Below are 26,015 nucleotides of genomic sequence, written 5' to 3'. Positions count from 1 at the left end.
CACAAATTGTGATTCCAAACGGCTGCCATGACGAACCCGAAAAACCTGCCCAGCGCGCATGAGGTCCAAAGTGCCATTCACAGGGTACGCGGCACCCGTGTGGTGCTGGCCGAGGATCTGGCGCAGTTCTACGGAAAATCCGTCAGTGCCTTCAATCAGGCCGTCTCGCGCAACACCAACCTGTTCGAAGGCTACCGCTTTCAGCTTTCCGATGCCGAGGTTGCCGATTTGCAATCACAGAATGTGATTTCAAAACCCAAAGGCCGCGGCGGGCGGCGGGTCAATCCGTGGGTCTATACCGATTACGGCGTGGCCATCGCCTCGGCCCTGTTCAAGGACCCGCGCGCGATCAAGATCACGCGGATGATCACCGAAGCCTTTGTCGATGGCGCGAACGCCCTGGCCGAGACCCCGCGCAGCGTGCCGGAAATCCTGCCCCCCGAACAGGCCCCTGCCCCGCTGCTGCCCAATGGCGACCAACTGCGCGAACTGGCCGAAAACATCCTCGATTCCGGGCAGCAGAGCCTTGTCGATTATATCGCCAACCCCACTACCAAACGCCAACAGGCCGTGGCGGTGATCATGAAGACGCTGGCCGAAACCGCCGGGGAAGAGGTCCGCACCCAACAGGAACGCCTGCGTCTGCGTATCGCCGAACGGCTGGCCACCGGCGATTATGCCAGTGACGACGACCGCAAAGGGTTGTTGGAACTGCTACAGGCGATGAAAGGCTAGACCCTTCCCCCGAATTCAGGGGCGCACGAACTTGGCGCTTCCCACCGACCGTTCGCGCGGCTTCGGCTGGTCCTGCGCCTGCACGCTGGTCGCACGTGGCAGCTCCAGCTCGGCATACCCGCAGGCCACCCCGTCACCATCCGGATCGTTGCGCTCATGATAACCCGGCTGTCCTGCGCGGAACGGCCCGATCCCCATGGCCTGCGTCGCATCACATCCCGCCAGCGCGAACAGGTGGATCACCGCCTCGTCCCGCTCATAGCCCGAGGTGCGCAGAAAGACGCCCGTGGCAATCAGCGCGGTCGTCAGCGGCAGCAGCAGAACCATGACCAGTATCCTCAGCGGGGACAGCGCCTGCCGCCGCGCCGCCTCGGCACGCTGGTGTCGTTTGGCCGAGCGCGGGTTCAGGTCAGGTGCTTCCTGCGTTGGTTTCTTGAACAACATGCCCAGACCCATAAGGGCAATATGTGGCAAAGCCGAGGCAACACAGTTCCACCGGGTTCAAAAAATCTGGCCCGGCCCGAAACCGCCGCCCGCACAGGCACAACGCGGCTTACTGTCAGTGATGTCCGACCGTCACCGGACCACATGCACCGCGCAAGGGGCGTGGCGCACAATATGGGACGCGGTGGATCCCAGCAGCAGATCCTGCATCCCCGGCCGGTGCGAGGCCACGATGATCAGGTCCGGGTGATGCGCCTCGGCCCAGTCCAGAATGGTCCGGCCGGAATGCCCTTCGATCACGACGCCCGTGGCATTCGGCAATTGCGACGCCAGCGTATCAAGCTCCGACTGAATCGCCTTTCGGGCCTCGGTCAGATATTCGGACGGCATGTACGAGATTGCATAATTTGGAATATGCTCAACCACATGCAGCAATGTGACCTGCGCGTCCGGCGTGGCCAGAACCCGGGCCAGTTTCAACGGCCCGGACGTGTCTCTTTCAGCATCGAAAGAGATCGGAACGAGAATGTTGTGATACATAGCATGCGCCTCCGTTTTGCAGGCTTACTTTGAAACAGACATGCACGGCAGGCTTTGATTCAGGTCAGGTAGAGCCAAATGTCTCTGCAACGTCATACATGACCGGCTCAAAGCTCTTGCACAGCTCGTTGATCTTGCGGTTGCGGTCGCGCATCTCGGCGGTCCGCAGCATGGCCAGGAAATCCTCGCGGCGTTGCCATTGCGAATAGTTGGCAATCCGGGTTTGCGCATCATTCACATGAAGCCCGGCAGAAACAAAGCCGGGCTGCTTCGAGATGAACTCGGAATAGGCGTCGGTCAGCGCCTCCAAAAGGTCCTGACAGGTGCCGGGCGTCATTTCAAACGTGGTGATAACTGTCTGAACACTGGCGTTTTTGGCGATTTTCGGCATCGGGATTCTCCATTTCTTTCCCCAAGCCTAGCACATCAGATTGAAACGTCGCCTATTTCCTTGCCGCTGCGCCAATCCGCGCTTTTCTGCGCCCGTTTGTCAGGCGGCTGGCCACCCGGTATGGGCGACCAGCCGCTGTTTCAACGCTCCATGCGCATCGTGACCGAGACTTCGCCTTTCAGGTGATCCGGCCAGCGCAGAATAAGACTGTCACCACTGGCCCCCTGTTCGGTCAAAACATGAGGGACCGAATAGACAAGGTTGTTGAACACCCCGGTCAGCGACCCGATGGCAGTGACCCCATCGCAGCCGCGCGCCTTGCCGCCAAATGGCAATTCCCCGTTTGCCGAAACAGACCAGACATTCGCGACCGAGTTCTGCTGGCTGCGGACGCGCAGCGGGTTCGATGATCTCTTGGCAATCCCGTGATAGGTATTGTTCTCGTAGGTCACGTTCGAATGCCTGTTATTGTCCAGATCGGCAAAAGATGTATCGACCCGTTCCGCCCGATCGATCGAACCGCTGGTGGCGCGGAACTTGTTGCCGGTCACCGTCACGCCATTCAGGTAATGGCCAGCGCCATAGGGACGGATGATGATATAACTGAACCAGGCCGGTGCATCGCTCGAGAAAAAGATATTATCCGTGATGCTCATCGAACTGAACGAAAACCCGCTGGTATAGGTGGGTGCCGCATCCCGTTCATTGGTCCATTCGATAAAGCAGTTGTCGACATAGTTCTCGGCAATGGTCGAGGTGTTGTAGGTGCCGATCATGATCAGCCCTGCGGTACGGACCCCCTGCGGGATGCCGTCGCCCTGGAAGAAATGGTTGCCCAGAACCAAGTTGGTGCCGCCGCCCAGAACGGCAAAATGCTTGAACCGCACCGCCCGATTGTGACGCAGCTTCACGTCGTTCGAGTTGGTGTTCAGCCCGATGGAATTCCGGTCCGTCACGTCAAGCGCTTCTTCTGAGGACAGGAACTGGCAATTGTCGATCAGCAGCCCCTTGCACCCCGTCGCGGTCGAGGTCAGTCCCCGATCCTTGGGGCGACTGATAAAACAGTCCTTCAACGAAAACGTACTGCCCGAGGCCGCCAGACGAATACCGCTGCACCGGCTGTTGCACTGAAACTCGATCTGTTCCATGCCGAATTTCCGCAACGTATCGAAACCGCTGAAATCCAGCAGGTATTTGAACGACTGAAAGGTAAAGGTCTGGGTACCGGCGGCGTCATAGATCGGCGCGCTCAGGGTTATCTCACCGGCACCTATGTTTTTCGAGCGCACATAAACCTCGCGCCCGACACCACTGCCCTCAACCAGCGATCCTACCGGAATATTGGCCACATTGGCGACATTGGTCAGACGTGTCTTGTCCAGGGGGTCATAGGTGGCGACAGAGGTGAAGGTTTCTGTGTCCCAGGCGGTACCGCTTTTGACATCGAACTGCCCGTTACGGATCACGCGCCGCGTGGAAAAGCCGCTTTGCTTGTTGGGAACCGCAGCGGCCATGTCGATCGGCGCGGAAACGGAAATCTTGCGCCCGCCCAGATCCAGCGAGTCATGATCCGAATTGTTCAGCAGAGCCTGAAACGCCTTCTTGAAGGCCAGCTCCTCATCTCCGAACGCCTCGATATATGCGGGCAGATGGAAATCCTTGGTCAGCAACAGCATCTTGTCATCCGGCATGGTGACGGTGCCTTCGAATTCAATTTCCGCATCGATGCTGGTGTTCTCCGCAAGGTGATAGCTGCCTTGCGGAACAAAGACCCGGCGGCCACCGGCGGCCTGATCCGCCGCCTCAAACGCAACCGAGTCATCCGTCACACCGTCACCAACGGCACCAAAGTCGCGCACATCGACCAGGCTGATCATCTCGCGCAGAAAGAACCCGGTGACATCGGTGATCTCAAGATCATCGACGCGCACCAGCGCGCCGTTGGCCCCTTCGATATCCAGGCCGAAATGCCCGTAAAGGGCGGCCAGCCCCCAGGGCATGTCCACGCCCGGGCGCTGGCCGGTGCCGACAATCGCAGTGATCTCGTGTACCGTGCCATAGCCCGACAGCTGGGTGGCAGGCCCCTGTTCCACAACACCGGCTACGTGCACATCGCCCGCGCCACCGGCCCAGGCTGCGATGCGCACCGACGGCAACGGGCCACTGATCGCCTTGACCCGGGCTTTGATCTGCAAATAGCAACCGGGCAGGATCGGCGTCTGCCCCATGTAACGCAATTGCTGCGTTGTGTTGACCTTCAGGATTTCAAGACAACCGGCAAAATCCGCATCCGCCGGAACAAATACCCCCGTGCCGGACCCGCCATATGTGGGCGATCCAGGTGTTCCGTCCCCCGCAGACCAGACGGTCAGACCATTCGCGAATTGAGGCGGCATGAACACGATGCCGTCGGTGATTGCCTTGTTCATTGAAAACCCTTTCCCAATCGCGTCGCGCAAATCCGGCGACGCGTCCAAACCCCGTGTTCAGGTCCGCCCCGAACGCGACAGTCTGGATATCGAAAAGGAATTAATCACGGCTCATATCACCGTGACGGTGGTGTTGCCTCAGGCCGCAGGGTCAGCGGCACCCAACAGTTGCACCCCGTTGATCTTCCAGCCTTCCGTCAGCGGGATCATCTGATAGTCCAGAAGATGCACCCGCCCGTTACCGTCCGTAATCATCACCTTCTGCCACAGCGCGCCATCAACCTCGCGCAGTTCCAGAAAACGCACATCGGCAGGACGCCAGACCATGGGATAGCCATTGCGCACCATCGCGCCGAAATTGTCGGGGTTTCGAAACAGACGCTGGATGCTGGGGCTGGCAAAGGTGAAGGCGGTCGCAAAGTCATCCGCCCGGAAGGCCTGTATCTGCGCCGCGATATTGGCCTCGATCTCGGCACTCTGCGCAAACGCGCCCGACGCCAGCCCGGCGCTCAGGGATAATGCAAGCAATAATTGACGCATGGGGCCACCTCCTGTGCCAAGGATAGCCCCATGCCGGTTCAGGTCAAATCAGACCAGCTCTCCGGCCAGTGCCTTGTCGATCAGCGCGATGGTCTCGGGCACGCCGTAAAGCGCGATAAAACCCCCGAAGCGCGGCCCTTGCGAGGCCCCCAGCAGCACCTCATAAAGCGCCGAGAACCATCCTTTCATCGGATCAAACCGCTCGCGGCCGATGGCATAGACCACCGATTGCAACGCTTCATCCTCGGTCGGGCCATCATACGCCTCAAGCGCCGCTTTCAGAGCTTCCAGCGCCTCGCGCTCCTGATCCGTCGGCGCGCGATGCTTGCGCGTCGGCTTGACGAAATCGTTGAAGTACCGCACGGCGAAACCAGCAGCCTTGTCCAGATCGGGATGGCTCTCTGCCGTTGCCTCGGGCGCATAGCGGCGAATAAAGCCCCACAGCGCCTCCTTGTCTTCGGCACCGGAAACCGATGCCAGATTCAGCAGCATCGCAAAGGGAACGATCAGGGTCGATTCAGGGACGTCGCCGCCGTGAATATGCCAGACCGGGTTGTTCAACTGTGCCTTCAGGTCCTGCCCCGGATAGGCGCGCAGCTGCTGATGATACTCATCATAGGCTTTCGGGATCACGTCGAAATGCATCCGCTTGGCCGTCTTGGGCTTTTGGTACATGAAATAAGCCAGCGACTCGGTCGGCGCATAGGTCAGCCATTCGTCAATCGACACACCATTGCCCGACGATTTCGAAATCTTCTGTCCGTTCTCGTCCAGAAACAGCTCATAGCTGAAATGCTCGGGCGCGCGGCCACCCAAGGCCCGGCAGATCCCGTCATAGATCTTTTCGTTGGTCGCGTGTTCCTTGCCGTACATCTCGAAATCAACGCCCAGTGCCGCCCAGCGCGCCCCGAAATCCGGCTTCCATTGCAGCTTCACGTTGCCACCGGTCACGGGAACGGTCCATTCCTTGCCGTCTTCATCATCGAAGGTAACGGTATAGGTTTCGGCGCAGACCTTTTTCATCGGCACATACAGAACCCGCCCGGTTTCCGGGTGGATCGGTAGGAAGATCGAATAGGTCTGCTGGCGTTCTTCCCGCAGGCTTTTCAACATGATGGCCATCACGTCGTCGTAGCGTTCAACCGCACGCTTCAGAATCTCGTCGAACTGGCCCGAGCGATAAAAGTCGCGCGCCGAGTAGAACTCGTATTCGAACCCGAAGGTATCAAGGAACCGGCGCAACATCGCGTTGTTGTGTTCGCCAAAGCTGTCAAATTCGCCAAACGGATCAGGAACCGAGGTCAGCGGGCGCTGCAAATGCTCTTCCAGCGCCTCGGGGTTCGGCACGTTGCTGGGAACCTTGCGCATCCCGTCCAGATCGTCCGAAAAACAGATCAGCTTGGTCGGGATATCCGACAGCGTTTCAAAGGCGCGCTTGACCATCGTGGTCCGCGCCACCTCGCCGAACGTGCCGATATGCGGCAGGCCCGACGGGCCGTATCCGGTTTCAAACAGCACATACCCCTTTTCCGGAGCACCTTTCTGATAGCGTTTAAGCAACCGGCGCGCCTCTTCAAAGGGCCAGGCCTTGGACGACATCGCGGTTTCGCGCAGTTCAGACATTTCAATGTGCTCCATTGGGGAAACGGTCGCGGCTGCACCACGCAACCCGACCGGCTCCTCCTATTGTGCCAGTGCAGCATGAGTCAATAAAGCACCCGTGTTTTAACTGCCCGGAACCCGTGGAAAACCGCCTTGTCACGGGGTTTTGCCGCTAAATGACTGTACTGCCCGCCCTCAGCCTCTGATCCACGCCAGGAGCGTCCGCAATCCCGTACCGGTTTTTCCATCCGCAAGCCTTACTCCAGCCACACTCATAAGATGGGTTTGGCGCGCGAAACATAAAAGACACGGGCGACAGGCTTTGACCTGACCCGGATATTTCACGTGTTTGCACTGCGGTGCTACGATAGAAAGACGCCGGGAAACCTCCCCGGGACCAAAGGAAACTAGATGCGACGCGAAACCAGCAACCTAATCCGCTTTGTGCTCGAGGATATCGTCCCGCCGATCCTTCGCGACAGCGCCGCTTTTCACTGGCTTGCGCGCCGTGTCTGGGGGGAACACATTACCCGGCTGGCAGCGTTCCGCGAACACGCGCCTTTTCTGACGGACGAAGAATACGAAACGCTCTACCGGGAACACCCGCGCGTGCATGATGGTACTGACAATTCCGACGCCTGCATTGACCGGATCGCCAGCGACATTGTTGGCAACAGCATCTGCGACGTCGGCTGCGGCACCGGGGCTCTGCTGCAACGCATCCGCGCCCTGCGCCCGGACATCACGGCCATGACCGGTGTCGATTTCGTTATCGATGACGCTGAAGCCATCGAAAACATCAGATATGTTGCCGCCCGGATCGAAGACCTGCCTTTTGAGGATAACAGTTTCGACACGGTCATCTGCACCCATGTGATCGAACATCTGCTGGATTACCGCCGTGCCATCGCTGAATTGCGCCGGGTCGCGCGCAAGCGGGTTATCATCGTGGTCCCGCGCGAACGGGAATATCGCTACAGCTTCAACCCGCATTTCAATTTCTTTCCCTACACCCACAGCTTTCTGCGCGCCGTGCATCCTAGCCCCAGCCTTCACACCTGCGAGGATATCGGGCGTGACATCTATTACTGCGAGGATCGACCGGCCGAGGAATCCACCGGAAAGCCCCTCAAGGATCAGGCTGCATGAGCGCAACCGCACCCACAGCACTGGTCTGGACCGGGCTGCTTCTGACACCTGTCATGATTTCGGTCGGACAGGTATTGTTCAAACTCGCTGGCGGGCGGATCGAGGGTCGCACCGCGACCGGTGGGATGGGGCTGTTGCATACCCTGCTCGACCCTTTCTTGCTCGTCGCGCTGGCGATTTACGGCACTGCAACGATACTCTGGATTTACGTCCTCAGGCATGTGCCGCTGTCGCAGGCCTATCCGTTCATGGCCCTCAGCTTTGTCTTGGTCCCCCTCGCCTCGTGGCTGTTCTTCGGTGAAACGCTGGGGCTGCGCTATTGGATCGGGGCGGGCCTTTTGCTCGGCGGTATGGCGGTAATGAACACCTGACCGGTTCAACCTGCCGCACAGTGGGGCAAAACAAGATGTTGAACCTGCCTTGCCCCCCTTCTATCCTGCGCCATTGACGAACCCCAAGCAGGATGCACCGAATGACCGAGCAAGTTCCCCACCCGATGTCCCCACAGGATTGCCTTGTGGCGATCATGGTTGCGATCTCGGCCTCCGACGAAAACATCCGAACTGCCGAGCTGGTCAAGATCGAGGTCGCCGTGAACATGTTGCCGGTCTTCGCCGGGTACGACATCGACCGGATGCGCCACGTGTCGCAGATCGTGTTTGACCTGTTCGAACAGGAAGACGGGCTGGATGCGCTGTTTGGCCTGATCCGGGACAACCTGCCCGAACGCTTGAACGAAACGGCCTATGCTCTGGCCTGTGACGTCGCTGCCGCTGACGGAACGCTGGCCGAATCCGAACTGCGCCTGCTGGAAGAAATCCGGTACGAGCTGAACATCGACCGCCTGCACGCGGCCGCGATCGAGCGCGGGGCCAGGGCGCGCCATACCGTCTGACGCCCGCTTCAGGCGGGTTTCAGGTTTCAGCTTCCATAAAGTGACCCCCAGCGCTCCAGCAAAGCGCGCTGCAATTTTCGCGATCTGCTGTTCCAGCTGCGTGCACCGTCCGGGCGCTCACGCTGCGCGCGTGGGATCGTTGCGCGATGGTCCACGTCGGCGGTGAATATCGCAAAGGCCAGATCGACCCCGTCCGCAGTCGTCAGGAAACCGCCCAACCCGGATACAAAGTTCAATGTCCCTGTCTTGGCATCAACCTTGATCGGGTGGTTCTTGACGGGCCGCCCGTTCCGGTCGGTCAGTGCAAAAGGTTTCATCAAGGGCCGCAACATCCCCGACTTCTGTGTTGCGACAAGGGCCGCAACCAAATCCTCCGGTACCATGCGCGAGGCATCGCTCAGACCCGAATGATCGACCATGGCGATTCCTGTCACGCCGAAACGACTGGCGGCCCACCGGTTCATCTCGGCTGCCGAATCCGCCAGGGTGTGCGGGTTAACACCGCGCGCCCTGGTCGCGGCCAGCCCGACCATCTCGGCCGTCAGGTTGGTCGAGTATTTCAGCATCCCGCGCAGGACACGATCCAAACTGTCGCTGCGATGCACCACAAGATCGACACCCTGCACGCTCTGGCGTGTCACCTGAACGCGCTTCAAAACGATCCCGTTCGACCGCGCCAAGGTGCGAAATACATCGCCCGCGTACAAAGCGGGCTTGCGCACCGGCAACCAGCGGGCCCCGCCATTGCCCAGCGCGCCCTTGGCCACGGTCCAGCGATCCTGCCGCGCGCTTGCCTGATAGGTATAGATCGGCAGGCTACGATCCTCGACCCGCATGGCCGAGACATCCACCGCAGGCACATAACGCTCGCTGCGGGCATCCATGGTTATGTCATAGCCACTCCCTGCGCGTTTCCATTCGAAATGGACGCGATTGAAGTTCAGGGAAATGCCGCTGACGGCCGGGCTATAGCCCACATGATCCGGCTGCTCGGGATCGATGCTGAACACATAAGGCAACGCCCCGTCGTAAACCCTGAACGCGCCGCGCACTTCGATAATTCCGGCCTCGCGCAAATTGGCCGCCATCGCGGCCAGCGCATCCGTATCCAGCAGCGGGTCGCCGCCCCCAACCAGAATCAAATCGCCGTGCAGAACGCCCTTCTCGATCCGGCCATCCGCCACCAGCCGAGTCTCGAACCGGTGTTCCGGCCCCAGAACATCCAGCGCATAAAGCGCGGTCATTGCCTTTCCGACGCTGGCCGGGGGCAGACTTGCGCCCTCGCCAAACACTTCCAGCTGCGCCCCGGTCGCCACATCCGCAACCGCAAACACAACCTCGCCCTTCAGGCCTGCTGCGGCCACCAATCGCTCAGCGCCGCTTAATATGACCCCGCGCGCCTGCGGCCTAAGCGATACAAGCGGCGCCTGCGCAAGGCCCGCTGCCGGGATCAGGGACGCCCCTAATCCCCCCAGAAACAAACGACGTGAATAACGACCAGCCATAGCCGAATTAAAATCCCACAGATCAAAAGCACACAACCACTGTGTTAGATTATGCGCCCGTTGGGGCTATTCCGGCAACACTTCTGCGCCCCATTCGCCGCGCGTCCGGAGTTCGGTCGAACTGACATCGATCATCGGCACGTTCACGAAACACCAGGCCGGAGCCTGCGCCTGCCCCAAAAGGTGCCGCGCCTGCCCGTCAATCCGGTACTTCGCATAAACCCGCGCCGCAGGTGACATCCGGGCCGAGATCCGCTCACCCGGCCGCGCCACCACGCCCACCGGCACAGTGTCCATGATCAGCCGCCAGTCTTTCCAGCGATGAAACTGCGCCAGATTGTCCGCGCCCATCAGCCAGACAAACCGCACCTGCGGGTAAAGCCGCCTGAGCGCTGTCAGAGTGTCCGCCGTTGCCCGCGTGCCGACCAGCGCCTCGATATCCGTCACGTCGACCTTCGGATGCTGCATCACCCGCCGCGCCGCCGCCATGCGCCGCGCGATCGGCGCAGGCCCCCGCTCTTTCAACGGATTGCCGGGTGACACCAGCCACCACGCCCGATCCAACCCAAAGGCCTTCATCGCCTCACGCGTCACATGCACATGGCCCTGATGCGGCGGATCGAATGACCCGCCGAACAACCCAACGACCTGCCTGGGCCGCGCGTAAGGGATGTCGTACCGCTCCATAACCTGCTGATGTTCAGAACCGGGCCGCGTTGTCAATCAATCGGTTGCACGGCGTCGCCCAGCGCAACCCGCCCCGGCCTGACAACTTCGGCGCACCATCCCCCATGCCCCCGCACGGCAGAATAGCCGCCCTTGCCCAGCGCCTCTTCCATCCGGCTGCATGGTGCACAGATCACGGTAAAGCGCAAAACCGCCTCACCCACCTGCACCTCACGCCCCTTGAGCGCGGCCAGATTGATCCCCGAAACCACCAGATTGCGCCGCAGGGTTTCGGGGGCAACCGGTCCTTGCCCCAGATAAGAGCCAATGGCCGCCAGATGCTCCCGCTGGATCAAAGAAACCGCCCGCTTACCCGTACGGCCCCGGTCACCGTCGAGCCCATCGGCCGAGACCACCGCCTCCCTCACCACCTCCACCCCAACCCGCCGCTCGGGCCGGACGCCAATCCACTCCACCCGCCCCGGTTGCGCCCAGCCTGATATCAGTTCCGCCAGTTCCACCACTTCATGCCCCTCATACAGCCCGGCAAACCTAGCCCATGCAGATACGGGACGAAATTCACAAAACCACCAGCTTGCCCCGCCCGCCCCGCTCGGATATCCAGCGTTTCAACCCAATTTCCCGACCCAGAGGACGCGACATGGCCGCCTATCAATATGTCTACCACATGCAGGGTGTCTCCAAGACCTATCCCGGTGGCAAGAAGTGCTTTGAAAACATCCACCTGAGCTTTCTGCCCGGCGTGAAAATCGGTGTTGTCGGCGTCAACGGCGCGGGTAAATCGACGCTGATGAAGATCATGGCCGGGCTCGACACCGACTTCACCGGTGAGGCCTGGGCCGCCCAAGGTGCCAAGGTCGGTTACCTGCCGCAGGAACCGCAGCTGGATGAATCCCTGTCGGTCCGTGAAAACGTCATGCTGGGCGTGGCCGCGAAAAAGGCCAAGGTTGACCGCTTCAACGAGATTGCCATGGAGATCGCCGAGAATTACTCGGACGAGTTGATGGAGGAAATGACCACCCTGCAGGACGCGATCGACGCCGAGAACCTCTGGGACCTCGACAGCCAGATCGACGTGTCGATGGAGGCACTGCGCTGCCCGCCGGACGACGCCAACATTGCCAACCTTTCGGGCGGTGAAAAACGCCGCGTGGCGCTCTGCAAGCTGCTGCTCGAAGCGCCCGACATGCTGCTGCTCGACGAACCGACCAACCACCTCGACGCCGAGACCATCGCCTGGTTGCAACAGCACCTGATCGATTACAAGGGCACCATCCTGATCGTCACCCACGACCGTTATTTCCTCGATGACATCACCGGCTGGATCCTCGAACTCGATCGTGGCCGCGGCATCCCTTACGAGGGCAACTACTCCGCATGGCTGGAACAAAAAGCCAAAAGGCTGGAGCAGGAAGCCCGCGAGGACAAGTCCAAGCAGAAGACCCTGCAACGCGAACTGGAATGGATGCGTCAGGGTCAGAAGGCCCGTCAGGCCAAATCCAAGGCCCGGATTAACGCCTATAACGAGCTGGCCGAACAGTCCGAGCGCGAAAAGCTGACCCGCGCCCAAATCGTCATCCCCAACGGCCAGCGCCTTGGCGGCAAGGTGATCGAGGTCGAGGGCCTGTCGAAGCACATGGGCGACAAGCAACTGATCGAAGGGCTGGATTTCGCCCTGCCCCCCGGCGGCATCGTCGGCGTCATCGGCCCCAACGGTGCCGGTAAATCGACGCTCTTCAAGATGCTCACCGGTCAGGAACAGCCCGACAGCGGCACCATCACGCTGGGCGACACGGTCGAGCTGTCTTATGTCGACCAGTCCCGCGACGACCTGAAAGACAACGACACCGTGTGGGAGGCGATCACCGGCGGTGCCGAGATCATTCAGCTGGGTGACGCGCAGGTCAATTCCCGCGCCTATTGCTCGTCCTTCAACTTCAAGGGCGGCGACCAGCAGAAAAAGGTCTCGCTGCTATCCGGCGGTGAGCGCAACCGCGTCCACATGGCCCGCCTGCTGAAAGAGGGCGGCAACGTCCTGCTGCTTGACGAACCCACAAACGACCTCGACGTCGAAACCCTGCGTGCGCTGGAGGACGCGCTGGTCGATTTCGCTGGCTGCGCCGTCGTCATCTCACACGACCGCTTCTTCCTCGACCGGATTTGCACGCATATTCTGGCGTTCGAGGGCGATGCCCATGTGGAATGGTTCGAGGGCAACTTCGAGGATTACGAAGAGGATAAGAAGCGGCGGTTGGGGCCTGATGCGCTGGAGCCTAAGCGGTTGAAGCATAAGAAGTTTGCGCGGTAAACTTTGTCAATAACTTGGGAAAGAACACCTGAAGACGTCCCCTTTCTGGACGGCGAGAGAACGATTGATTTCGTCATAGGCGAATACGACTATTCGTTGACACTTCGACCTCTCTCGCCCAACAAGCTGCTTTTCGCGGATGACAGCCGAACCGAAGATTGGATCGTGGAAATTGTCAAAACAAATGGAGAATTGCTGCAGTTGCATGGATGTGCGTTCAGCGTTCCTGGCGCGGAATACACCGACTGCTGGTTCGAATTGGAAGTAGGCTCAGTAGCCAAGGTTACCTATTGGGGAGACCAAACTTTACTGGGAACCGACAAATCCAAACAAGCTTAGCAAGCGTAAGTTGAGTGCTCGCTCCCTTCACGCCAACTGGTAGGCCGGGCTTCAGCCCGACACGACTCGAAACACCCACAGGCGAAAGAAACGCAAAATCAGGAGTTTTTCTTTGTTCTCAAAGATAATTGCGACAGTGTTCATCTCAGCCATTCTTGGATCGTCGGGACAGGCCGAAACAATTCTCGTTCCAGCACTTCCCGACGGGCAAGTCGACGCGACTGCGGTGTTCGAATCCCTGACTATTAATAACAGCGAGTTCGACGGGGACGATCCGAATTTGTAATGGGGTGACGTACTCGGGAAGCGCTTTGGTGCAATCTTCGGCTCGCCTCCGTCTAAACAAATTTTCTCATTAACCATTGGGGTAGAAGAGCTTCCAGAGCCAGTGGTTCACTTGCTCGCGAATATACTAACAGCAAACCATTGCGCCAAAGCTGAGTTCGGTGGAATCAACATAGACTGGGCGGGTACCGCAATTCGTTTCGAAGGTGAACCATTCGACGGTGGGTGGTCAATGAAAACAGCGTGCCGAGACAAACTGGAACTAGATTGAGGAGTGTCAGAAAACGGAAGTTGGTCAGGCAACTGGAAGGCAAGCCTTTGGAAGGGTTTCTCAGAGTCAAACCAGAACGCACTTTGGATCAAGCGTAGGATGGGTGCTCGCACCCATCACCCCTTGCCCGTAGGCCGGGCTTCAGCCCGGCAAATCTGCCGGATTTCACAACGGGCAGAACTGTCGGTATCGGTGCCGGGCTGAAGCCCGGCCTACGGTTTGCCCTGTTCACGCCTATGGTGAACCGCGCCTTGATCGCACCCCACCGCGTGGAATAATCCGCATCGCCCGGCGGCAAGGTTCACACCGCGTGCGCATGATCCGGCAACACCACAAACGCATCACACCAAAACGGACGCTCCCACTGCGCTTCGGCAAAAGCCGCGCGCAGATGTGCGACCTCGCGGATCAACAGGTCCGATGACCGGTCGGCCAGCGACACCGTAATGAAATATCTGGCTCCGGGAATGCGGGCGCGGCGATAATCACTCATGCGCGCAAGGTGGCGCAGGTATGACTACCAAGTGTTTAACACGCGCCTTTGCAGGCAACTGCCGCAGGTCGCATGCTCCACCAACCTCCAGAGTCCCATATCACAGCATTCAAGGATGATTGCAGGCGCGGCGCTTATCCGAACCGGTTGCCGCGCAGCCGTCCGACGCCGAGCAACCCCGTCAGCGCCCCAAGCAGCAGCAGCCAACTGGCCGGAAGCGGAACGGCCGAGACGTTCACGTCCACCGGCGTTTCTTCGGTCCCGGGCTCATTGCACCACAGCTCACAGAACTCGGGCCCTGATTCCTCCACGACCTCCGTCCGTTCAGTCAGTATCTCGGGCAAATGCTTGGGTCCACCAAGCTCGACAAGACGACGACGTCTTTCATTACGGCGCGGGTTCTCTTTCGCGAAGACCGGAGCCTTCAGCTCGTGTTCAAATTCGAACATGTTGTAGAGTTTGAGCCCGCCTTCACGCGCGCCCGGCATAAAACCCTCTGTTTCATATGGAACAGTCAGGGCCTGCGCGGCTCCGGCCCAGCACAACAAGGTAATCGTATAGACAGCTTTCATATCCGCCCCCACAGCTGCCACGCAGTATAGCACCAGATCGCAAATTTTTCAAACATAGCGATTTATGAATAAAAACAGCCAGTTGTGAGGGGAACCCACGCTGAACCGGTCAGAATGACACTGGTCCTGAACACGTGCCTGCGACGAAAAAGTGTCACCCTCCCGCGCAGGCGTGGCACGTGGCGACCGCTCCGCATGGCCGACCGGGAAGGTGTGAGTCCGGGTTTCTCACTGCTGTCGCGCGCGTCAACAGACAGGGTGACCAGAGCACCCAGAATGCTGTCAAACATCGCCAAAATCAGCCTGAAACCCATCAGCGGATTCTTGTACAAATCAAGCTATCTGCCCTCTGGCACTAGTACAATCCGTACAAACCACTCTTGCCACAGGCTTACCTCAATGCCATATGCAGGGTGCTAACGTTTTTCTATTTCGACCTACTGTCTCCTTCTACGGCGCTCAGTCTATCGATACAGACATACGACGCCAGGCTGCCGCAACTCCGTGGGCAGCACCAAACAGGAGACACGGATATGCCAGCAGGCACCGTAAAATGGTTCAACACCACTAAAGGTTACGGCTTTATTGCGCCAGAAGATGGCGGCAAGGACATCTTCGTCCACATCTCGTCCGTCGAACGCTCGGGCCTGACCGGTCTGGCCGACAACCAGAAAGTCACGTACGAACTGCGTTCGGGTCGTGACGGCCGCGAGAGCGCCGACAACATCCAGCTTGCATAAGCTCTTGAAAGGGTGAGGGAAATTCCTCACCCTTTTGTTCAACCGCTGCCGTTTCAGGTGGCCGATTGATCACATCACGGATGCGTGATGCTTGCCCCAGAATTGACCAAATAACATATCATGATGAAACTGGTTCTTGGGTTTCTTTGGTCAATTGATGAGGGTTTCGATGTTTACACGCCGAGTTTTTCTGGCCGGAACAGCAGCCACGCTGCTGCCGGGCATCGCCAGCGCCAAGAAAGCGGTCGAGTATGATCCGACACCGCAATTCGTGCGCATCAAAAAGCAGTTCCTGCCCGGGCAGCTGCTGGTCGCCCCCCGTTCATTCTATCTTTACTATGTCACCGAACCACGCAAAGCGATCCGCTATGGCTGCGGTGTCGGCAAGGCAGGTCTGGAATTCACCGGCACCGCTACTATCGATGTGAAAAAGGAATGGCCGACCTGGCGCCCGACCCAAGAGATGATCCAGCGCGATCCGGTGGCCTATGCAAAATTCAAGGACAATGACTATGTCCAGCCGGGAGGTGGGGATAACCCCCTCGGCGCGCGTGCGATGTATTTGTTCCAGAACGGTGTCGATACCTATTTCCGAATCCATGGCACGACCCAGCCACAAACCATAGGCAGGGCGGTGTCAAACGGGTGTATTCGGATGCTGAATGAACATGTCATCGATCTGTATAACCGGGTCCCTATCGGAACGGTTGTCACGGTCGTCTGATCGCTATCGCGGGAATGGCTAACCTTCCCCGCCCGCCTGCGTCACAAGTTGCAACACAGAGGGGCCCAGCGCTTCGACGATCTTCGCCACCCCGGCCGCATTTGGATGAATGCCGTCCGATTGCATGAATTGCGATACGGCTGCGGGGTCACCCTCCGCTGCAAGCCCTTCAAAGAAACTGCTGAAAAACAGAACTTCAAACTCCTGCGCCAGTGCAGGGTAAATGCCATCGAACGCCTGCTTGTATTCAGCGCCGTAGTTGCCCGGCGCCTGCATTCCGATCAACAAGACAGGAACCTTTGTATCGCGTGCAACCTGAAGTATCTTGCGCAGATTGGCTTGCGAAACTGCAGGATCGATCCCGCGCAACACGTCATTCCCGCCTAAGGCAACGATCAGTCCGTCCACATCGGGTGTCAGGGTCCATTCTACCCGCGCAGCGCCACCCGCCGTTGTATCGCCCGAAACGCCTGCGTTGATAACGCGAACATCTTCGCCCTTCGCCTGCAACCAACGGTCAAGCTGGGGAACAAACCCGTTCTCCTCCACCAGCCCGTAGCCTTGCGTCAGCGAGTCCCCAAGGGCTGCGATCACCACCTGATCGGCTGTGGCCGCAAAACCGCAGAACACAAATGGACTTGCCATCAAAACCTTGCGCAATACGGTGATCACTCCATATCCCAAAAACCGCTCCTTTATCGGGAAGACCCATGACGCCTGCTGTTCTCGCTCTTCAGAATGCCGCTTTATCGCTGGATGGCAATGCCGGGCGGGTCGATATTTTGCATGACATCACGTTGACCGTGAACAGGGGGGAAACGCTGGGGCTGATCGGGCCATCGGGGTCGGGAAAATCGTCGCTGTTGATGCTGATGGGTGGGTTGGAACAGGCAACAAGTGGTCAAATCTTGGCCTTGGATCAGAATTTGACAAGCATGGACGAGGACGCCCTGGCGCGGTTTCGGCGCGACAACATGGGCGTCGTGTTTCAGAATTTCCACCTGATCCCAACGATGACCGCGTTGGAGAACGTGGCGACACCGCTGGAACTGGCGGGGCACAAAGATGCGTTCGACCGGGCCGAGACTGAACTGAATGCCGTGGGGTTATCCCATCGTCGCGATCATTACCCGGCGCAGTTGTCGGGCGGCGAGCAGCAACGAGTTGCCCTGGCGCGTGCATCGGCACCACGCCCCAAGATCTTGCTGGCGGACGAACCAACCGGGAATCTGGACGAGACAAACGGTGCCGCGATTGTTGATTTGCTGTTCGGGCTTCGGCGCAAATATGATGCGACGCTGGTTCTTGTAACGCACAGCCGTTCACTGGCTGAACGATGTGACCGGGTGATCAGGCTGCGCGACGGCAGGATTGCCGAAATGACCCGGCAGGAGGCCGCAGAATGAGCCTTCGGCTGGCCGCGCGGCTGGCCCGTCGAGAACTGCGCGGGGGCCTGCGCGGCTTTCGCATCTTTCTGGCCTGTCTGGCCTTGGGCGTCGCAGCCATCGCAGCCGTCGGATCGGTGAGTCAGGCGATTCAGACCGGGCTGACCCGTGAAGGCGCATCCCTGCTGGGCGGCGATGCCGAGCTTGAGTTCACCTATCGTTTTGCTACTGAGGCCGAGCGCCTCTGGATGCAGCAGTCATCCGAACAGGTGTCAGAAATTGTCGATTTCCGCTCGATGGCGGTTGTGCCCCGCGACGCCGGGCCGGAACGTGCGCTGACCCAGGTCAAATCCGTCGATAAGGCTTACCCGCTCATCGGATCGGTCAAACTGGAGCCGGGCATCACGCTGGACGACGCCCTGAATGGCAGGTCCGGATTACCCGGTGCCATTATGGAACCCGTTCTGATAGACCGGCTTGGTTTGTCGGTCGGTGATCACTTCGCGCTTGGCACGCAAGAGTTCATTCTGATGGCCGCACTTCGGAATGAACCCGACAGCGCCGCGGCTGGTTTTGCCTTGGGGCCACGTACAATGGTGCGTACCGAAGCGTTGCAGGCATCTGGCCTGCTGGAGCCCGGAACGCTTTTTTCGACCAGGTACCGGCTGACCTTGCCCCAAGACGCGAACCTGTCGGAGGTGTCCGCAAGAGCCAGCGCGGCGCTTGAAGGCTCGGGGATGCGCTGGAGCGATGCGCGCAACGGCGCGCCGGGCATATCGGAATTCGTCAACCGCCTGAGTGCCTTTCTGGTCCTTGTCGGATTGTCGGGGCTTGCCGTCGGTGGCATCGGTGTGTCCGCCGCCGTGCGAGCCTATCTGAGTCAGAAAACGGAAACCATTGCGACATTGCGGACATTGGGGGCGGATCGCTCCACCATTTTTCAAACTTACATGATTCAGATCGGGGTGCTGTCCCTGACTGGCATTGTAATTGGGCTGGTACTGGGCGGGATGGCACCGCTTTTGCTGGCACCGCTGCTGGAATACCAGTTGCCCGTTCCAGCAGTGTTTTCTCTGTATCCGCAACCGCTGATAGAGGCTGCGCTTTATGGCCTGCTGACAGCATTTCTTTTCACGCTCTGGCCGCTGGCCAGAACCGAAGATGTGCGCGCCGCAACCCTGTTTCGCGATGCGCTGAGTGCGGCTCGTCCCATCCCACGCGCAATTTACGTCGTGGCAAGCGGGATTGGATTGGCGTCCCTGATCGCGATTGCGTCCTGGTTCAGCGGCTCAACGCGCCTAACCCTGTGGACCAGCGGCGGACTTGCGGGCGCACTGATCCTGCTGGCGCTCGCAGCCCATGCCATTCGCAAACTGGCACGGGCTGGGACACCTTTGGCGCGGGGCCGCCCTGCCCTGCGATGGGCTTTGTCCGCCATCTCTGATCCGCGTGAGGGTGCGGGGTCAGTGGTTTTGTCACTTGGTCTGGGTTTGTCAGTGCTGGCGGCGGTTGGGCAGATTGACGGCACGCTGCGCAACGCGATCTCCGGCAATCTGCCGGATGTCGCGCCCTCATACTTCTTTGTCGATATTCAAAAAGACCAGATGCCCGGTTTTACCGAACGGCTGCAAACCGATCCTGCTGTCAGCCGCATTGAAAGCGCACCAATGCTGCGGGGCATCATCACCCAGATAAACGGTCGCCCTGCGCGCGAGGTGGCCGGAGATCATTGGGTTCTGGAGGGAGATCGCGGCGTCACCTATTCAGCCCGCCCCCCGGCAAATGCACGGGTGACAGCGGGGGAGTGGTGGGCAGAGGATTATTCTGGCGCACCACAGATCAGCTTTGCAGCCGAAGAAGCCGAAGAGATGGGTCTGAAACTGGGCGATCAGGTAACTGTCAACATCCTGGGGCGGGATATCACCGCAGAGCTGACCTCAACCCGAGAGGTGGATTTTTCCACAGCGGGTATGGGTTTTGTCATGTCGATGAACCCGTCGGCACTGGCGGGTGCGCCACACAGCTTTATTGCGACGGTATATGCAGAAGAACAGGCCGAGGCCGCCATTCTGCGAGATCTTGCAGGCCAGTTCCCGAACATCACGGCCATCCGAGTGCGCGACGCAATTGACCGTGTTTCGGGCCTTTTGGCAGGGATCGCCGCCGCAACCTCGTATGGCGCGGGCGTGTCTTTGTTGACAGGATTCCTGGTGCTGATCGGGGCGGCAGCCGCCGGCGAACCCGCCCGCAGATACGAGGCGGCAATCCTCAAGACGCTGGGGGCTGACCGTGGCCGCATCCTGCGCAGTTTTGGACTACGCTCGGTCCTGCTGGGCGCCGCAGCGGGCTGCGTCGCCTTGCTGGTTGGCATCCTGGGCGGATGGGCTGTGGCCACCTACATCTTCGACACAGGTTTTACCGTGATCTGGTCTTCGGCCTTTGGCATCGTTCTGGCCGGTGTCGGCGTCACGCTCTGCGCAGGTTTCGCATTCGCGCTGCGCCCTCTCTCTGCCCGGCCAGCCCGCATTTTGCGGGCCAGCGACTAAGGTCAGCGTACGCAGGCCACGGGCTGCAACAGCTTCAGCAACGGGTCGTTGTCACAAACCAGCGCATCCAACGACACTTCGTCCAGAGATGCATAGAAAACTTCCGCCGCATCCTGCAATGCCAACCGCAGCCTACAGGCATCGGTCAAAGGACAGGTGTTGTCCGCATCCGCAAAACACTCGGCGATGGGCAAGGCCCCTTCGACGTGCCTGAACACCGCGCCGATCCGGATTTGGCTTGCCGGACGCGCCAACGACATACCGCCGTTGCGGCCGCGCTGAGTGCTCAGGTAATTCAACTGGCTTAACTGGTTGATCACCTGAGCCAGATGGTTTTCCGAGATGTTGCAGACTTCGGCGATCTCGGCTTTGGTGACCAGCCGGTCCGGGTGTGCGGCGCAATACATCAACAGGCGCACAGCGATATTCGTCCGTTTGGTAATCCGCATGAAGGCCTCCCTGAATAAAAGATGAAGCCTTATTGCATGTCGCGGAAAAAAGCGGTTTGACATACATCAATCGACCCAAAGGACACCTCTCACATGGCCGACCCCTATTTCTTTGGTTATGGAAGCCTTGTGAACCTCGCCACACATGATTTTCCCGACCCCCGCCCAGCAATACTGAAGGGGTGGAAACGCGCATGGCGACACACTGATCTGCGCCCGGTCGCGTTCCTGACAGCTGTCCCGGACCCCGAGTCTAAGATCGAAGGCATGATCGCGCATGTCCCCAAGAACGACTGGGCTGCGCTGGATGAACGGGAATGGGCCTATGACCGAATTCCGGTATCCCGGTCGATTTCACATCCACTGACACATGAAGTTGAAATTGCGGTCTACGCCGTCCCGCAAGATCGGCACAACGAGCCCAGCAATCACCACCCCCTGCTACTCAGCTACATCGATGTTGTTGTTCAGGGTTACTTGCGGGCGTTTGGAGAAGACGGGGCAGACCGGTTCTTTGCAACAACCAGCGGATGGGATGCCCCGATCCTGAATGACCGGGCCGAGCCACGTTACCCGCGACATCAACAACTCAAACCTGTCGAGCGTGATTTTGTCGATGACCGCCTGACCAGTTTGTCGGTTCGGATTGAACAACCGGTTTGACGACAAAAGGCCACGCCGACGGCGTGGCCCTTAAATGTCGTGTACTACCGCGTTAGCCGCGCGCGCGGATCACCTGCAGCAACGGCAGCAACGCCGCCATTTCCGGGCCACGTTCTGCACCTGTCAACGCCTTGCGCAGCGGCATGAACAGGCCTTTTCCCTTGCGGCCTGTTGCCTCTTTCACGGCGTTGGTCCAAGCTCCCCAAGTTTCACCATCGAACGGGCCTTCGGGCAGCAGCGACATGGCCTTAGCGATGAATTCGCGATCTTCATCGGCAACCAACGGTTCGGCGCCGTCACGGCACAGGTCCCACCACCCTTTGAGGTCGGCCAAAGTGGTGATGTTTTCCCGCGCCATGGCCCAGAACGGTTCGGCCAGTTCGGCAGGCACCCCGGCATCCGCGACAGCATCGGCCACATTCGCCAGCGGCAGCGATTGCAGGTATTTGGCGGTCAGCGGGAACAGGTCCTGCACGTCGAACTTGGTCGGCGCGGCACCAAACCGGCTCACGTCAAAGCCGTCGATCAACTCGGCCATATCCGAGCGCAGCTCGACCGGATCGGACGAACCCAGTCGCGCCATCAGGCTCAGCAGTGCCATCGGCTGCACGCCCTGTTCACGCAGATCGCGCAGGGCCAGCGTACCGAGGCGTTTCGACAGAGCTTCGCCCTGCGGGCCGGTCAGCAGCGAGTGATGCGCAAAGCGCGGGCAATCCCCGCCCAGTGCCTTGATGATCTGAATCTGGGTCGCAGTGTTGGTCACGTGATCCGAGCCGCGCACGACATCAGTCACGCCCATTTCAGTGTCATCCACCACCGACGCAATCGTATAAAGAACCTGCCCATCACCACGGATCAGAACCGGATCAGAGACCGAGGCCGCATCGATCGAGATGTCGCCCAGAATTCCATCGGTCCACTCGATCCGTTCGTGATCCAGCTTGAAACGCCAGACACCGTTGCCACGTTCAGCGCGCAGCGCATCCTTCTCGGCATCCGACAGGTTCAGCGCGGCACGGTCATAAACCGGCGGCTTGCCCATGTTCAGCTGTTTCTTGCGCTTCAGGTCCAGCTCGGTGGGCGTCTCAAACGCTTCATAGAACCGCCCCATCGCGCGCAACTTGTCAGCCGCTTCGGCGTAGCGATCCAAACGCTCGGATTGACGCTCGACGCGATCCCAGTGCAAACCCAGCCACTCAAGATCCTGTTTGATGGCATCGACATATTCCTCTTTCGAGCGCTCGGGGTCGGTGTCATCGATGCGCAGGATGAACGTACCGCCCGCCTTGCGGGCGATCAGATAGTTCATCAGGGCGGTGCGCAGGTTGCCCACATGGATGTAACCGGTGGGCGACGGGGCGAAACGGGTGGTTGTCATGGGTGTCTCCTGTTGGCGCGGCTCTTGTCACATGGGCGCGTTTTTGTCCAGCCGCCGCTTGATCCATCAGGTGATTCAACGCGGTTCCACGGGCCATATCCTGCCAAGGTCGTCCAACCCGGCGCGAATGAGTTCCGACAGAACCTGCATGTCGATATCCGCCAGCTTGTTCACATACAGGCAGGACTTGCCCAACTTGTGCTTACCCAACCGGGCCAGAATGCCGCCAAAATCCGCGTAACCCGGCATGATATAAATCACCAGCGCCGACTTGCGCGGAGAAAATCCGGTTGCCAGAAAATCGCCCTCTCGGCCCGAGGCGTAGCGATAGTGATAACGGCCATACCCTATCATCGACGGGCCCCACATGACCGGATCAAATCCGGTGGTAGCCCGAAACAGGTCGTCCAGAGCGCGCGTCTCTTCGGCCCGACGTTCTGATTGGACCGAATTAAGGAAGTCTTCTACACTTTGATCCGTTGGAACGGTTTTGTTCTGCGATCGCGACATGAACAAAAATTAACACGTATTGTTCATCCATGCACCCTGCGTGGATGTCGTAACATCTGGTCAGAATCTCACACCGTTCTAGTTTTTCTAAAGGTGTTCTGACAGGGAGAACGATAATGACGATCAAACTTACTCGCCGCGCCGCCTTGGGAACTGCTGCCGCCTTACCGTTTGCCACGGCAGCAGCGCCGGTTTTGGCCGCAGCCTCTGACGCCAAGGCCAACTCGACCATCGCCAAGTCATTCCATGTCGGCGACTTTACCGTCACGACCTTGCTGGATGGCAGCCTGCCCCGCGATGGCGCCCAGGATATCTTTGGCGGCGGAGCGTCAGATGAAGACTTCGCAAAGGTTTCGGCCGAGAACTTTATTCCCGCCGATACCGCCCAGTTCTTCTTTACCCCCTCACTGGTCAACACCGGATCGGAACTGGTATTGTTCGACACCGGTCTTGGGCAGGGCGGCATTCAGGTCGCTTTGGCCGATGCAGGTGTCAGCCCGGATCAGATCGACGTTGTCGTACTGACCCACATGCATCCCGACCATATTGGCGGCATGACAACGGATGGCGCACCGACCTTTGCCAACGCACGCTATGTGACTTCGGCAACGGAATACGATTTCTGGTCCGCGCAGGAGGCCGGAAACAATGTCGGTGATCTTGTGGCCGCAAAAGTCACACCGATGGCCGAGAAGATGAGCTTTGTCGGTGATGGAGAGCAAGTGGCGTCAGGCATAACTGCGGTTGCGGCCCACGGCCATACCCCGGGTCATACGGTTTATCATCTGGAGAGCAACGGACAGCGCCTTCTGCTGACAGCGGACTTGGCCAACCATTACGTGTGGTCCTTTGCCCATCCGGAATGGGAGGTTCGGTTTGACATGGACAAGGCCGCCGCAACCGCCGCGCGCCGAAACGTTCTTGGCATGCTGGCAGCCGACAAGGTGCCGATGGTCGGCTATCACATGCCCTTCCCTGCCGCGGGCTTTGTCGAGACACGGGGCGAGGGCTTCCGCTTTGTTCCAGTCAGCTATCAGATGATGGGCTAAGCCCCTAGTAACCTGGATCCGGTCGCACTTTTGAGCCGTCAGTGAACCGAGACAGACGGAACGCGGTCGGATCCACACAAGGGGTTGAATCAGTGACAAGGTCCGCTGTCAGGCGGCCGGCGCCGGGCCCGATGCCAAAGCCGTGGCCGGAAAAGCCCGTGGCGATATACATACCCGGTACGTCATCCACGCCCGAGATTACGGGAATGGCGTCGGGGGTGACATCAATCATACCCGCCCAACTTTGGACGATTTCACTGTCCAGCAAAGCAGGAAATCCTTTTCGTGCACTGGCCCAGGCTTGTCGCAAAAACTTCTGCGAAGGTTCAGGATCCAAAACCCGGCACAGCTCGAACGGGGTTATGTCGGTCGGCAACCATCTTCTGTTTTGACGGGCCTCGATAGCCCACTGATTTGACCAGCGAAAGCGCAGGGATTTCCATTCCTGCGCAAAGGCAAAGCGAAACTGCAACCCCAGCCGGAAACTGTCCGGTACGATATCGACCGTGTTCTGATGTCCGGACGCGATGGTGTGCCCCCCATCAGCGCGCTTTCGGATCGCAACATCATCCGACCATAACGCAGTTTCGGGCCCATCTTTCACCGGAGAAGTCCGCAGAACCGTATTCAGAACCTTAAGCTGCGGCAGGTTGATACCTGCATTTCCCGCAAACAAACGCGACCACGCGCCCCCCGCCAGAACCACGCGCCCGCAGGCGACCTTGCCGCGCTCGGTGAATACACCAGCAATACGCCCATCCTGAATGTCTACACTTCGCACGGCGCAGCCTGTCATGATTACAGCACCCAGACGCCGTGCGGCTTCGGCTATGGCCGGGGCAGCCCATTGCGGCTCGGCGCGCCCGTCCTGCGGCATGTACAGGGCAGATGTCAGGCCGGTTTCATGCCCGTGCAACAACTCTGCCAACTCGCGTCCCGACACCATTTTTGCCCCGGTCTGTAATCCTTCTACATGGCGCATCCAACGCTTCAGATTGACTTCGCCCCGCTTGCCGGACGCGCCAAAAAGAATGCCGGATTGCGTATATCCGGTATTGCCATCCAGGCGGGCATCAAGGGTCGGCCATATCCGCAACGCCTCTTGCATCAGGGGAATTTCGCGGGGGTCTCGCATACCCAAACGCACCCACCCCCAATTGCGCGAGCTTTGTTCAGCCGCAATCTGTCCCTTTTCGCACAAAAGGACGGAAGCTCCGCGTTCTGCCAGTTCCAGCGCTGTTGAAACGCCGATTATGCCGCCGCCAACAACGACGACATCAACAGATTTGGGAAGGGCAAGATTGGATTCTACGGGGTTCGGTTTTGGTGCCGTCATAAATACGCATTACTCTGTCGCCTGAACCCGTATGGGGACCAAGGTCTAGA

At 59.3% G+C, this 26,015-nt stretch carries 27 protein-coding genes; 11 read left to right on the top strand and 16 right to left on the bottom strand.

Features of this window, described 5'->3' with window-relative positions; translation table 11 throughout:
• The first annotated feature begins 27 nt into the window (after positions 1-27).
• Positions 28-735 carry an ORF6N domain-containing protein gene (locus ACR0BF_RS09240; protein ID WP_480604832.1) on the top strand — a complete coding sequence of 236 codons (708 nt, stop codon included), beginning with the start codon at positions 28-30 and terminating at the stop codon, positions 733-735.
• Positions 736-750: 15 nt separating this feature from the next.
• Here the strand turns inward: ACR0BF_RS09240 and ACR0BF_RS09235 are convergent, their stop codons facing one another.
• The 6 genes from ACR0BF_RS09235 to ACR0BF_RS09210 all read right to left on the bottom strand — a co-directional run bounded on the left by ACR0BF_RS09235 (position 751) and on the right by ACR0BF_RS09210 (position 6,702).
• Positions 751-1,179, bottom strand: a complete 429-nt coding sequence (locus ACR0BF_RS09235) for an excalibur calcium-binding domain-containing protein (protein WP_480518567.1) — start codon at positions 1,177-1,179, stop codon at positions 751-753.
• Between the two features lie 132 nt (positions 1,180-1,311).
• On the bottom strand, positions 1,312-1,719 hold the full coding sequence (locus tag ACR0BF_RS09230; RefSeq protein ID WP_480475256.1) for a universal stress protein: 408 nt from the start codon (positions 1,717-1,719) through the stop codon (positions 1,312-1,314).
• A gap of 64 nt (positions 1,720-1,783) precedes the next feature.
• Positions 1,784-2,110 (bottom strand): antibiotic biosynthesis monooxygenase family protein, encoded by a 327-nt coding sequence (locus ACR0BF_RS09225; protein ID WP_480475254.1) that lies wholly within the window; start codon positions 2,108-2,110, stop codon positions 1,784-1,786.
• A gap of 140 nt (positions 2,111-2,250) precedes the next feature.
• Positions 2,251-4,539 carry a glycosyl hydrolase family 28-related protein gene (locus ACR0BF_RS09220; RefSeq protein ID WP_480624739.1) on the bottom strand — a complete coding sequence of 763 codons (2,289 nt, stop codon included), beginning with the start codon at positions 4,537-4,539 and terminating at the stop codon, positions 2,251-2,253.
• A gap of 138 nt (positions 4,540-4,677) precedes the next feature.
• Positions 4,678-5,079: a DUF4864 domain-containing protein gene (locus tag ACR0BF_RS09215; RefSeq protein WP_480495505.1), complete on the bottom strand. Its 402-nt coding sequence runs from the start codon at positions 5,077-5,079 to the stop codon at positions 4,678-4,680.
• Positions 5,080-5,127: 48 nt separating this feature from the next.
• Positions 5,128-6,702: a lysine--tRNA ligase gene (locus ACR0BF_RS09210; protein WP_480624738.1), complete on the bottom strand. Its 1,575-nt coding sequence runs from the start codon at positions 6,700-6,702 to the stop codon at positions 5,128-5,130.
• A 390-nt stretch (positions 6,703-7,092) separates the two neighbouring features.
• On the opposite strand from ACR0BF_RS09210, the gene ACR0BF_RS09205 reads away from it, so the two are divergent.
• The 3 genes from ACR0BF_RS09205 to ACR0BF_RS09195 all read left to right on the top strand — a co-directional run bounded on the left by ACR0BF_RS09205 (position 7,093) and on the right by ACR0BF_RS09195 (position 8,725).
• Positions 7,093-7,830 (top strand): class I SAM-dependent methyltransferase, encoded by a 738-nt coding sequence (locus ACR0BF_RS09205; RefSeq protein ID WP_480624737.1) that lies wholly within the window; start codon positions 7,093-7,095, stop codon positions 7,828-7,830.
• On the top strand, positions 7,827-8,201 hold the full coding sequence (locus tag ACR0BF_RS09200) for an EamA family transporter (RefSeq protein ID WP_480624736.1): 375 nt from the start codon (positions 7,827-7,829) through the stop codon (positions 8,199-8,201). Before ACR0BF_RS09205 ends, ACR0BF_RS09200 begins: the two co-directional genes overlap by 4 nt.
• Before the next feature lie 101 nt (positions 8,202-8,302).
• Positions 8,303-8,725, top strand: a complete 423-nt coding sequence (locus tag ACR0BF_RS09195) for a tellurite resistance TerB family protein (RefSeq protein WP_480518559.1) — start codon at positions 8,303-8,305, stop codon at positions 8,723-8,725.
• A 26-nt stretch (positions 8,726-8,751) separates the two neighbouring features.
• Here the strand turns inward: ACR0BF_RS09195 and dacB are convergent, their stop codons facing one another.
• From dacB to ACR0BF_RS09180, 3 genes are all read right to left on the bottom strand, one after another.
• Positions 8,752-10,230 (bottom strand): D-alanyl-D-alanine carboxypeptidase/D-alanyl-D-alanine endopeptidase, encoded by a 1,479-nt coding sequence (gene dacB / locus ACR0BF_RS09190; RefSeq protein WP_480624735.1) that lies wholly within the window; start codon positions 10,228-10,230, stop codon positions 8,752-8,754.
• A 66-nt stretch (positions 10,231-10,296) separates the two neighbouring features.
• Positions 10,297-10,917 carry a nicotinate-nucleotide adenylyltransferase gene (locus tag ACR0BF_RS09185; RefSeq protein WP_480624734.1) on the bottom strand — a complete coding sequence of 207 codons (621 nt, stop codon included), beginning with the start codon at positions 10,915-10,917 and terminating at the stop codon, positions 10,297-10,299.
• A 32-nt stretch (positions 10,918-10,949) separates the two neighbouring features.
• Positions 10,950-11,420 carry an MOSC domain-containing protein gene (locus ACR0BF_RS09180; protein ID WP_480624733.1) on the bottom strand — a complete coding sequence of 157 codons (471 nt, stop codon included), beginning with the start codon at positions 11,418-11,420 and terminating at the stop codon, positions 10,950-10,952.
• Positions 11,421-11,557: 137 nt separating this feature from the next.
• Between ACR0BF_RS09180 and ettA the strand changes: the two genes are divergently transcribed.
• A complete protein-coding gene (ettA, locus tag ACR0BF_RS09175) occupies positions 11,558-13,225 on the top strand; it encodes an energy-dependent translational throttle protein EttA (protein ID WP_480518551.1) in 1,668 nt (555 codons plus the stop codon).
• Positions 13,226-14,421: 1,196 nt separating this feature from the next.
• On the opposite strand, the gene ACR0BF_RS09170 is transcribed toward ettA, so the two are convergent.
• Positions 14,422-14,613, bottom strand: coding sequence for a transposase (locus tag ACR0BF_RS09170; protein ID WP_480604814.1), 192 nt, complete (start codon positions 14,611-14,613; stop codon positions 14,422-14,424).
• A 134-nt stretch (positions 14,614-14,747) separates the two neighbouring features.
• A complete protein-coding gene (locus ACR0BF_RS09165) occupies positions 14,748-15,185 on the bottom strand; it encodes a hypothetical protein (RefSeq protein WP_480624732.1) in 438 nt (145 codons plus the stop codon).
• A gap of 533 nt (positions 15,186-15,718) precedes the next feature.
• Between ACR0BF_RS09165 and ACR0BF_RS09160 the strand changes: the two genes are divergently transcribed.
• Positions 15,719-15,925 carry a cold-shock protein gene (locus ACR0BF_RS09160; protein ID WP_209506380.1) on the top strand — a complete coding sequence of 69 codons (207 nt, stop codon included), beginning with the start codon at positions 15,719-15,721 and terminating at the stop codon, positions 15,923-15,925.
• A gap of 169 nt (positions 15,926-16,094) precedes the next feature.
• Entirely contained in the window at positions 16,095-16,649 is a 555-nt protein-coding gene (locus ACR0BF_RS09155) for a L,D-transpeptidase (RefSeq protein ID WP_209506382.1), read from the top strand.
• Positions 16,650-16,667: 18 nt separating this feature from the next.
• Here the strand turns inward: ACR0BF_RS09155 and ACR0BF_RS09150 are convergent, their stop codons facing one another.
• Positions 16,668-17,294, bottom strand: a complete 627-nt coding sequence (locus ACR0BF_RS09150; protein ID WP_480604886.1) for an arylesterase — start codon at positions 17,292-17,294, stop codon at positions 16,668-16,670.
• Positions 17,295-17,359: 65 nt separating this feature from the next.
• Here ACR0BF_RS09150 and ACR0BF_RS09145 point away from each other — a divergent pair, with 65 nt between their 5' ends.
• Entirely contained in the window at positions 17,360-18,055 is a 696-nt protein-coding gene (locus ACR0BF_RS09145) for an ABC transporter ATP-binding protein (RefSeq protein WP_480554174.1), read from the top strand.
• A complete protein-coding gene (locus ACR0BF_RS09140) occupies positions 18,052-20,580 on the top strand; it encodes an ABC transporter permease (RefSeq protein WP_480604809.1) in 2,529 nt (842 codons plus the stop codon). The genes ACR0BF_RS09145 and ACR0BF_RS09140 overlap by 4 nt, the downstream gene beginning before the upstream one ends.
• 2 nt (positions 20,581-20,582) lie before the next feature.
• Here ACR0BF_RS09140 and ACR0BF_RS09135 read toward each other — a convergent pair whose 3' ends face one another.
• Positions 20,583-21,029, bottom strand: coding sequence for an RrF2 family transcriptional regulator (locus tag ACR0BF_RS09135; protein ID WP_267366061.1), 447 nt, complete (start codon positions 21,027-21,029; stop codon positions 20,583-20,585).
• Positions 21,030-21,122: 93 nt separating this feature from the next.
• Here ACR0BF_RS09135 and ACR0BF_RS09130 point away from each other — a divergent pair, with 93 nt between their 5' ends.
• Complete coding sequence (locus tag ACR0BF_RS09130) at positions 21,123-21,692, top strand: gamma-glutamylcyclotransferase family protein (protein ID WP_480624731.1); 570 nt, start codon at positions 21,123-21,125, stop codon at positions 21,690-21,692.
• A 52-nt stretch (positions 21,693-21,744) separates the two neighbouring features.
• On the opposite strand, the gene gltX is transcribed toward ACR0BF_RS09130, so the two are convergent.
• Positions 21,745-23,070 carry a glutamate--tRNA ligase gene (gene gltX, locus ACR0BF_RS09125; RefSeq protein ID WP_480622886.1) on the bottom strand — a complete coding sequence of 442 codons (1,326 nt, stop codon included), beginning with the start codon at positions 23,068-23,070 and terminating at the stop codon, positions 21,745-21,747.
• A gap of 75 nt (positions 23,071-23,145) precedes the next feature.
• Positions 23,146-23,580 (bottom strand): DUF1801 domain-containing protein, encoded by a 435-nt coding sequence (locus tag ACR0BF_RS09120; protein ID WP_480554178.1) that lies wholly within the window; start codon positions 23,578-23,580, stop codon positions 23,146-23,148.
• A gap of 116 nt (positions 23,581-23,696) precedes the next feature.
• Between ACR0BF_RS09120 and ACR0BF_RS09115 the strand changes: the two genes are divergently transcribed.
• Positions 23,697-24,629 (top strand): MBL fold metallo-hydrolase, encoded by a 933-nt coding sequence (locus ACR0BF_RS09115; protein WP_480624730.1) that lies wholly within the window; start codon positions 23,697-23,699, stop codon positions 24,627-24,629.
• Positions 24,630-24,633: 4 nt separating this feature from the next.
• Here the strand turns inward: ACR0BF_RS09115 and ACR0BF_RS09110 are convergent, their stop codons facing one another.
• Complete coding sequence (locus ACR0BF_RS09110; protein WP_480604804.1) at positions 24,634-25,965, bottom strand: NAD(P)/FAD-dependent oxidoreductase; 1,332 nt, start codon at positions 25,963-25,965, stop codon at positions 24,634-24,636.
• Positions 25,966-26,015 lie beyond the last annotated feature (50 nt).

The sequence above is a fragment of the Ruegeria sp. AG7 genome, assembly GCF_056541545.1.
Note: the sequence above shows the minus strand (reverse complement) of the source record. Positions and strands in the feature narration are given on the sequence as shown.

What these genes read in the sequence shown, in the direction of transcription:
- ACR0BF_RS09240 (WP_480604832.1), top strand. Translation starts at nt 28, where the DNA reads ATGACGAACCCGAAAAACCTGCCCAGCGCGCATGAGGTCCAAAGTGCC.
- ACR0BF_RS09235 (WP_480518567.1), bottom strand. Translation starts at nt 1,179, where the DNA reads ATGTTGTTCAAGAAACCAACGCAGGAAGCACCTGACCTGAACCCGCGC.
- ACR0BF_RS09230 (WP_480475256.1), bottom strand. Translation starts at nt 1,719, where the DNA reads ATGTATCACAACATTCTCGTTCCGATCTCTTTCGATGCTGAAAGAGAC.
- ACR0BF_RS09225 (WP_480475254.1), bottom strand. Translation starts at nt 2,110, where the DNA reads ATGCCGAAAATCGCCAAAAACGCCAGTGTTCAGACAGTTATCACCACG.
- ACR0BF_RS09220 (WP_480624739.1), bottom strand. Translation starts at nt 4,539, where the DNA reads ATGAACAAGGCAATCACCGACGGCATCGTGTTCATGCCGCCTCAATTC.
- ACR0BF_RS09215 (WP_480495505.1), bottom strand. Translation starts at nt 5,079, where the DNA reads ATGCGTCAATTATTGCTTGCATTATCCCTGAGCGCCGGGCTGGCGTCG.
- ACR0BF_RS09210 (WP_480624738.1), bottom strand. Translation starts at nt 6,702, where the DNA reads ATGTCTGAACTGCGCGAAACCGCGATGTCGTCCAAGGCCTGGCCCTTT.
- ACR0BF_RS09205 (WP_480624737.1), top strand. Translation starts at nt 7,093, where the DNA reads ATGCGACGCGAAACCAGCAACCTAATCCGCTTTGTGCTCGAGGATATC.
- ACR0BF_RS09200 (WP_480624736.1), top strand. Translation starts at nt 7,827, where the DNA reads ATGAGCGCAACCGCACCCACAGCACTGGTCTGGACCGGGCTGCTTCTG.
- ACR0BF_RS09195 (WP_480518559.1), top strand. Translation starts at nt 8,303, where the DNA reads ATGACCGAGCAAGTTCCCCACCCGATGTCCCCACAGGATTGCCTTGTG.
- dacB (WP_480624735.1), bottom strand. Translation starts at nt 10,230, where the DNA reads ATGGCTGGTCGTTATTCACGTCGTTTGTTTCTGGGGGGATTAGGGGCG.
- ACR0BF_RS09185 (WP_480624734.1), bottom strand. Translation starts at nt 10,917, where the DNA reads ATGGAGCGGTACGACATCCCTTACGCGCGGCCCAGGCAGGTCGTTGGG.
- ettA (WP_480518551.1), top strand. Translation starts at nt 11,558, where the DNA reads ATGGCCGCCTATCAATATGTCTACCACATGCAGGGTGTCTCCAAGACC.
- ACR0BF_RS09170 (WP_480604814.1), bottom strand. Translation starts at nt 14,613, where the DNA reads ATGAGTGATTATCGCCGCGCCCGCATTCCCGGAGCCAGATATTTCATT.
- ACR0BF_RS09165 (WP_480624732.1), bottom strand. Translation starts at nt 15,185, where the DNA reads ATGAAAGCTGTCTATACGATTACCTTGTTGTGCTGGGCCGGAGCCGCG.
- ACR0BF_RS09160 (WP_209506380.1), top strand. Translation starts at nt 15,719, where the DNA reads ATGCCAGCAGGCACCGTAAAATGGTTCAACACCACTAAAGGTTACGGC.
- ACR0BF_RS09155 (WP_209506382.1), top strand. Translation starts at nt 16,095, where the DNA reads ATGTTTACACGCCGAGTTTTTCTGGCCGGAACAGCAGCCACGCTGCTG.
- ACR0BF_RS09150 (WP_480604886.1), bottom strand. Translation starts at nt 17,294, where the DNA reads ATGGCAAGTCCATTTGTGTTCTGCGGTTTTGCGGCCACAGCCGATCAG.
- ACR0BF_RS09145 (WP_480554174.1), top strand. Translation starts at nt 17,360, where the DNA reads ATGACGCCTGCTGTTCTCGCTCTTCAGAATGCCGCTTTATCGCTGGAT.
- ACR0BF_RS09140 (WP_480604809.1), top strand. Translation starts at nt 18,052, where the DNA reads ATGAGCCTTCGGCTGGCCGCGCGGCTGGCCCGTCGAGAACTGCGCGGG.
- ACR0BF_RS09135 (WP_267366061.1), bottom strand. Translation starts at nt 21,029, where the DNA reads ATGCGGATTACCAAACGGACGAATATCGCTGTGCGCCTGTTGATGTAT.
- ACR0BF_RS09130 (WP_480624731.1), top strand. Translation starts at nt 21,123, where the DNA reads ATGGCCGACCCCTATTTCTTTGGTTATGGAAGCCTTGTGAACCTCGCC.
- gltX (WP_480622886.1), bottom strand. Translation starts at nt 23,070, where the DNA reads ATGACAACCACCCGTTTCGCCCCGTCGCCCACCGGTTACATCCATGTG.
- ACR0BF_RS09120 (WP_480554178.1), bottom strand. Translation starts at nt 23,580, where the DNA reads ATGTCGCGATCGCAGAACAAAACCGTTCCAACGGATCAAAGTGTAGAA.
- ACR0BF_RS09115 (WP_480624730.1), top strand. Translation starts at nt 23,697, where the DNA reads ATGACGATCAAACTTACTCGCCGCGCCGCCTTGGGAACTGCTGCCGCC.
- ACR0BF_RS09110 (WP_480604804.1), bottom strand. Translation starts at nt 25,965, where the DNA reads ATGACGGCACCAAAACCGAACCCCGTAGAATCCAATCTTGCCCTTCCC.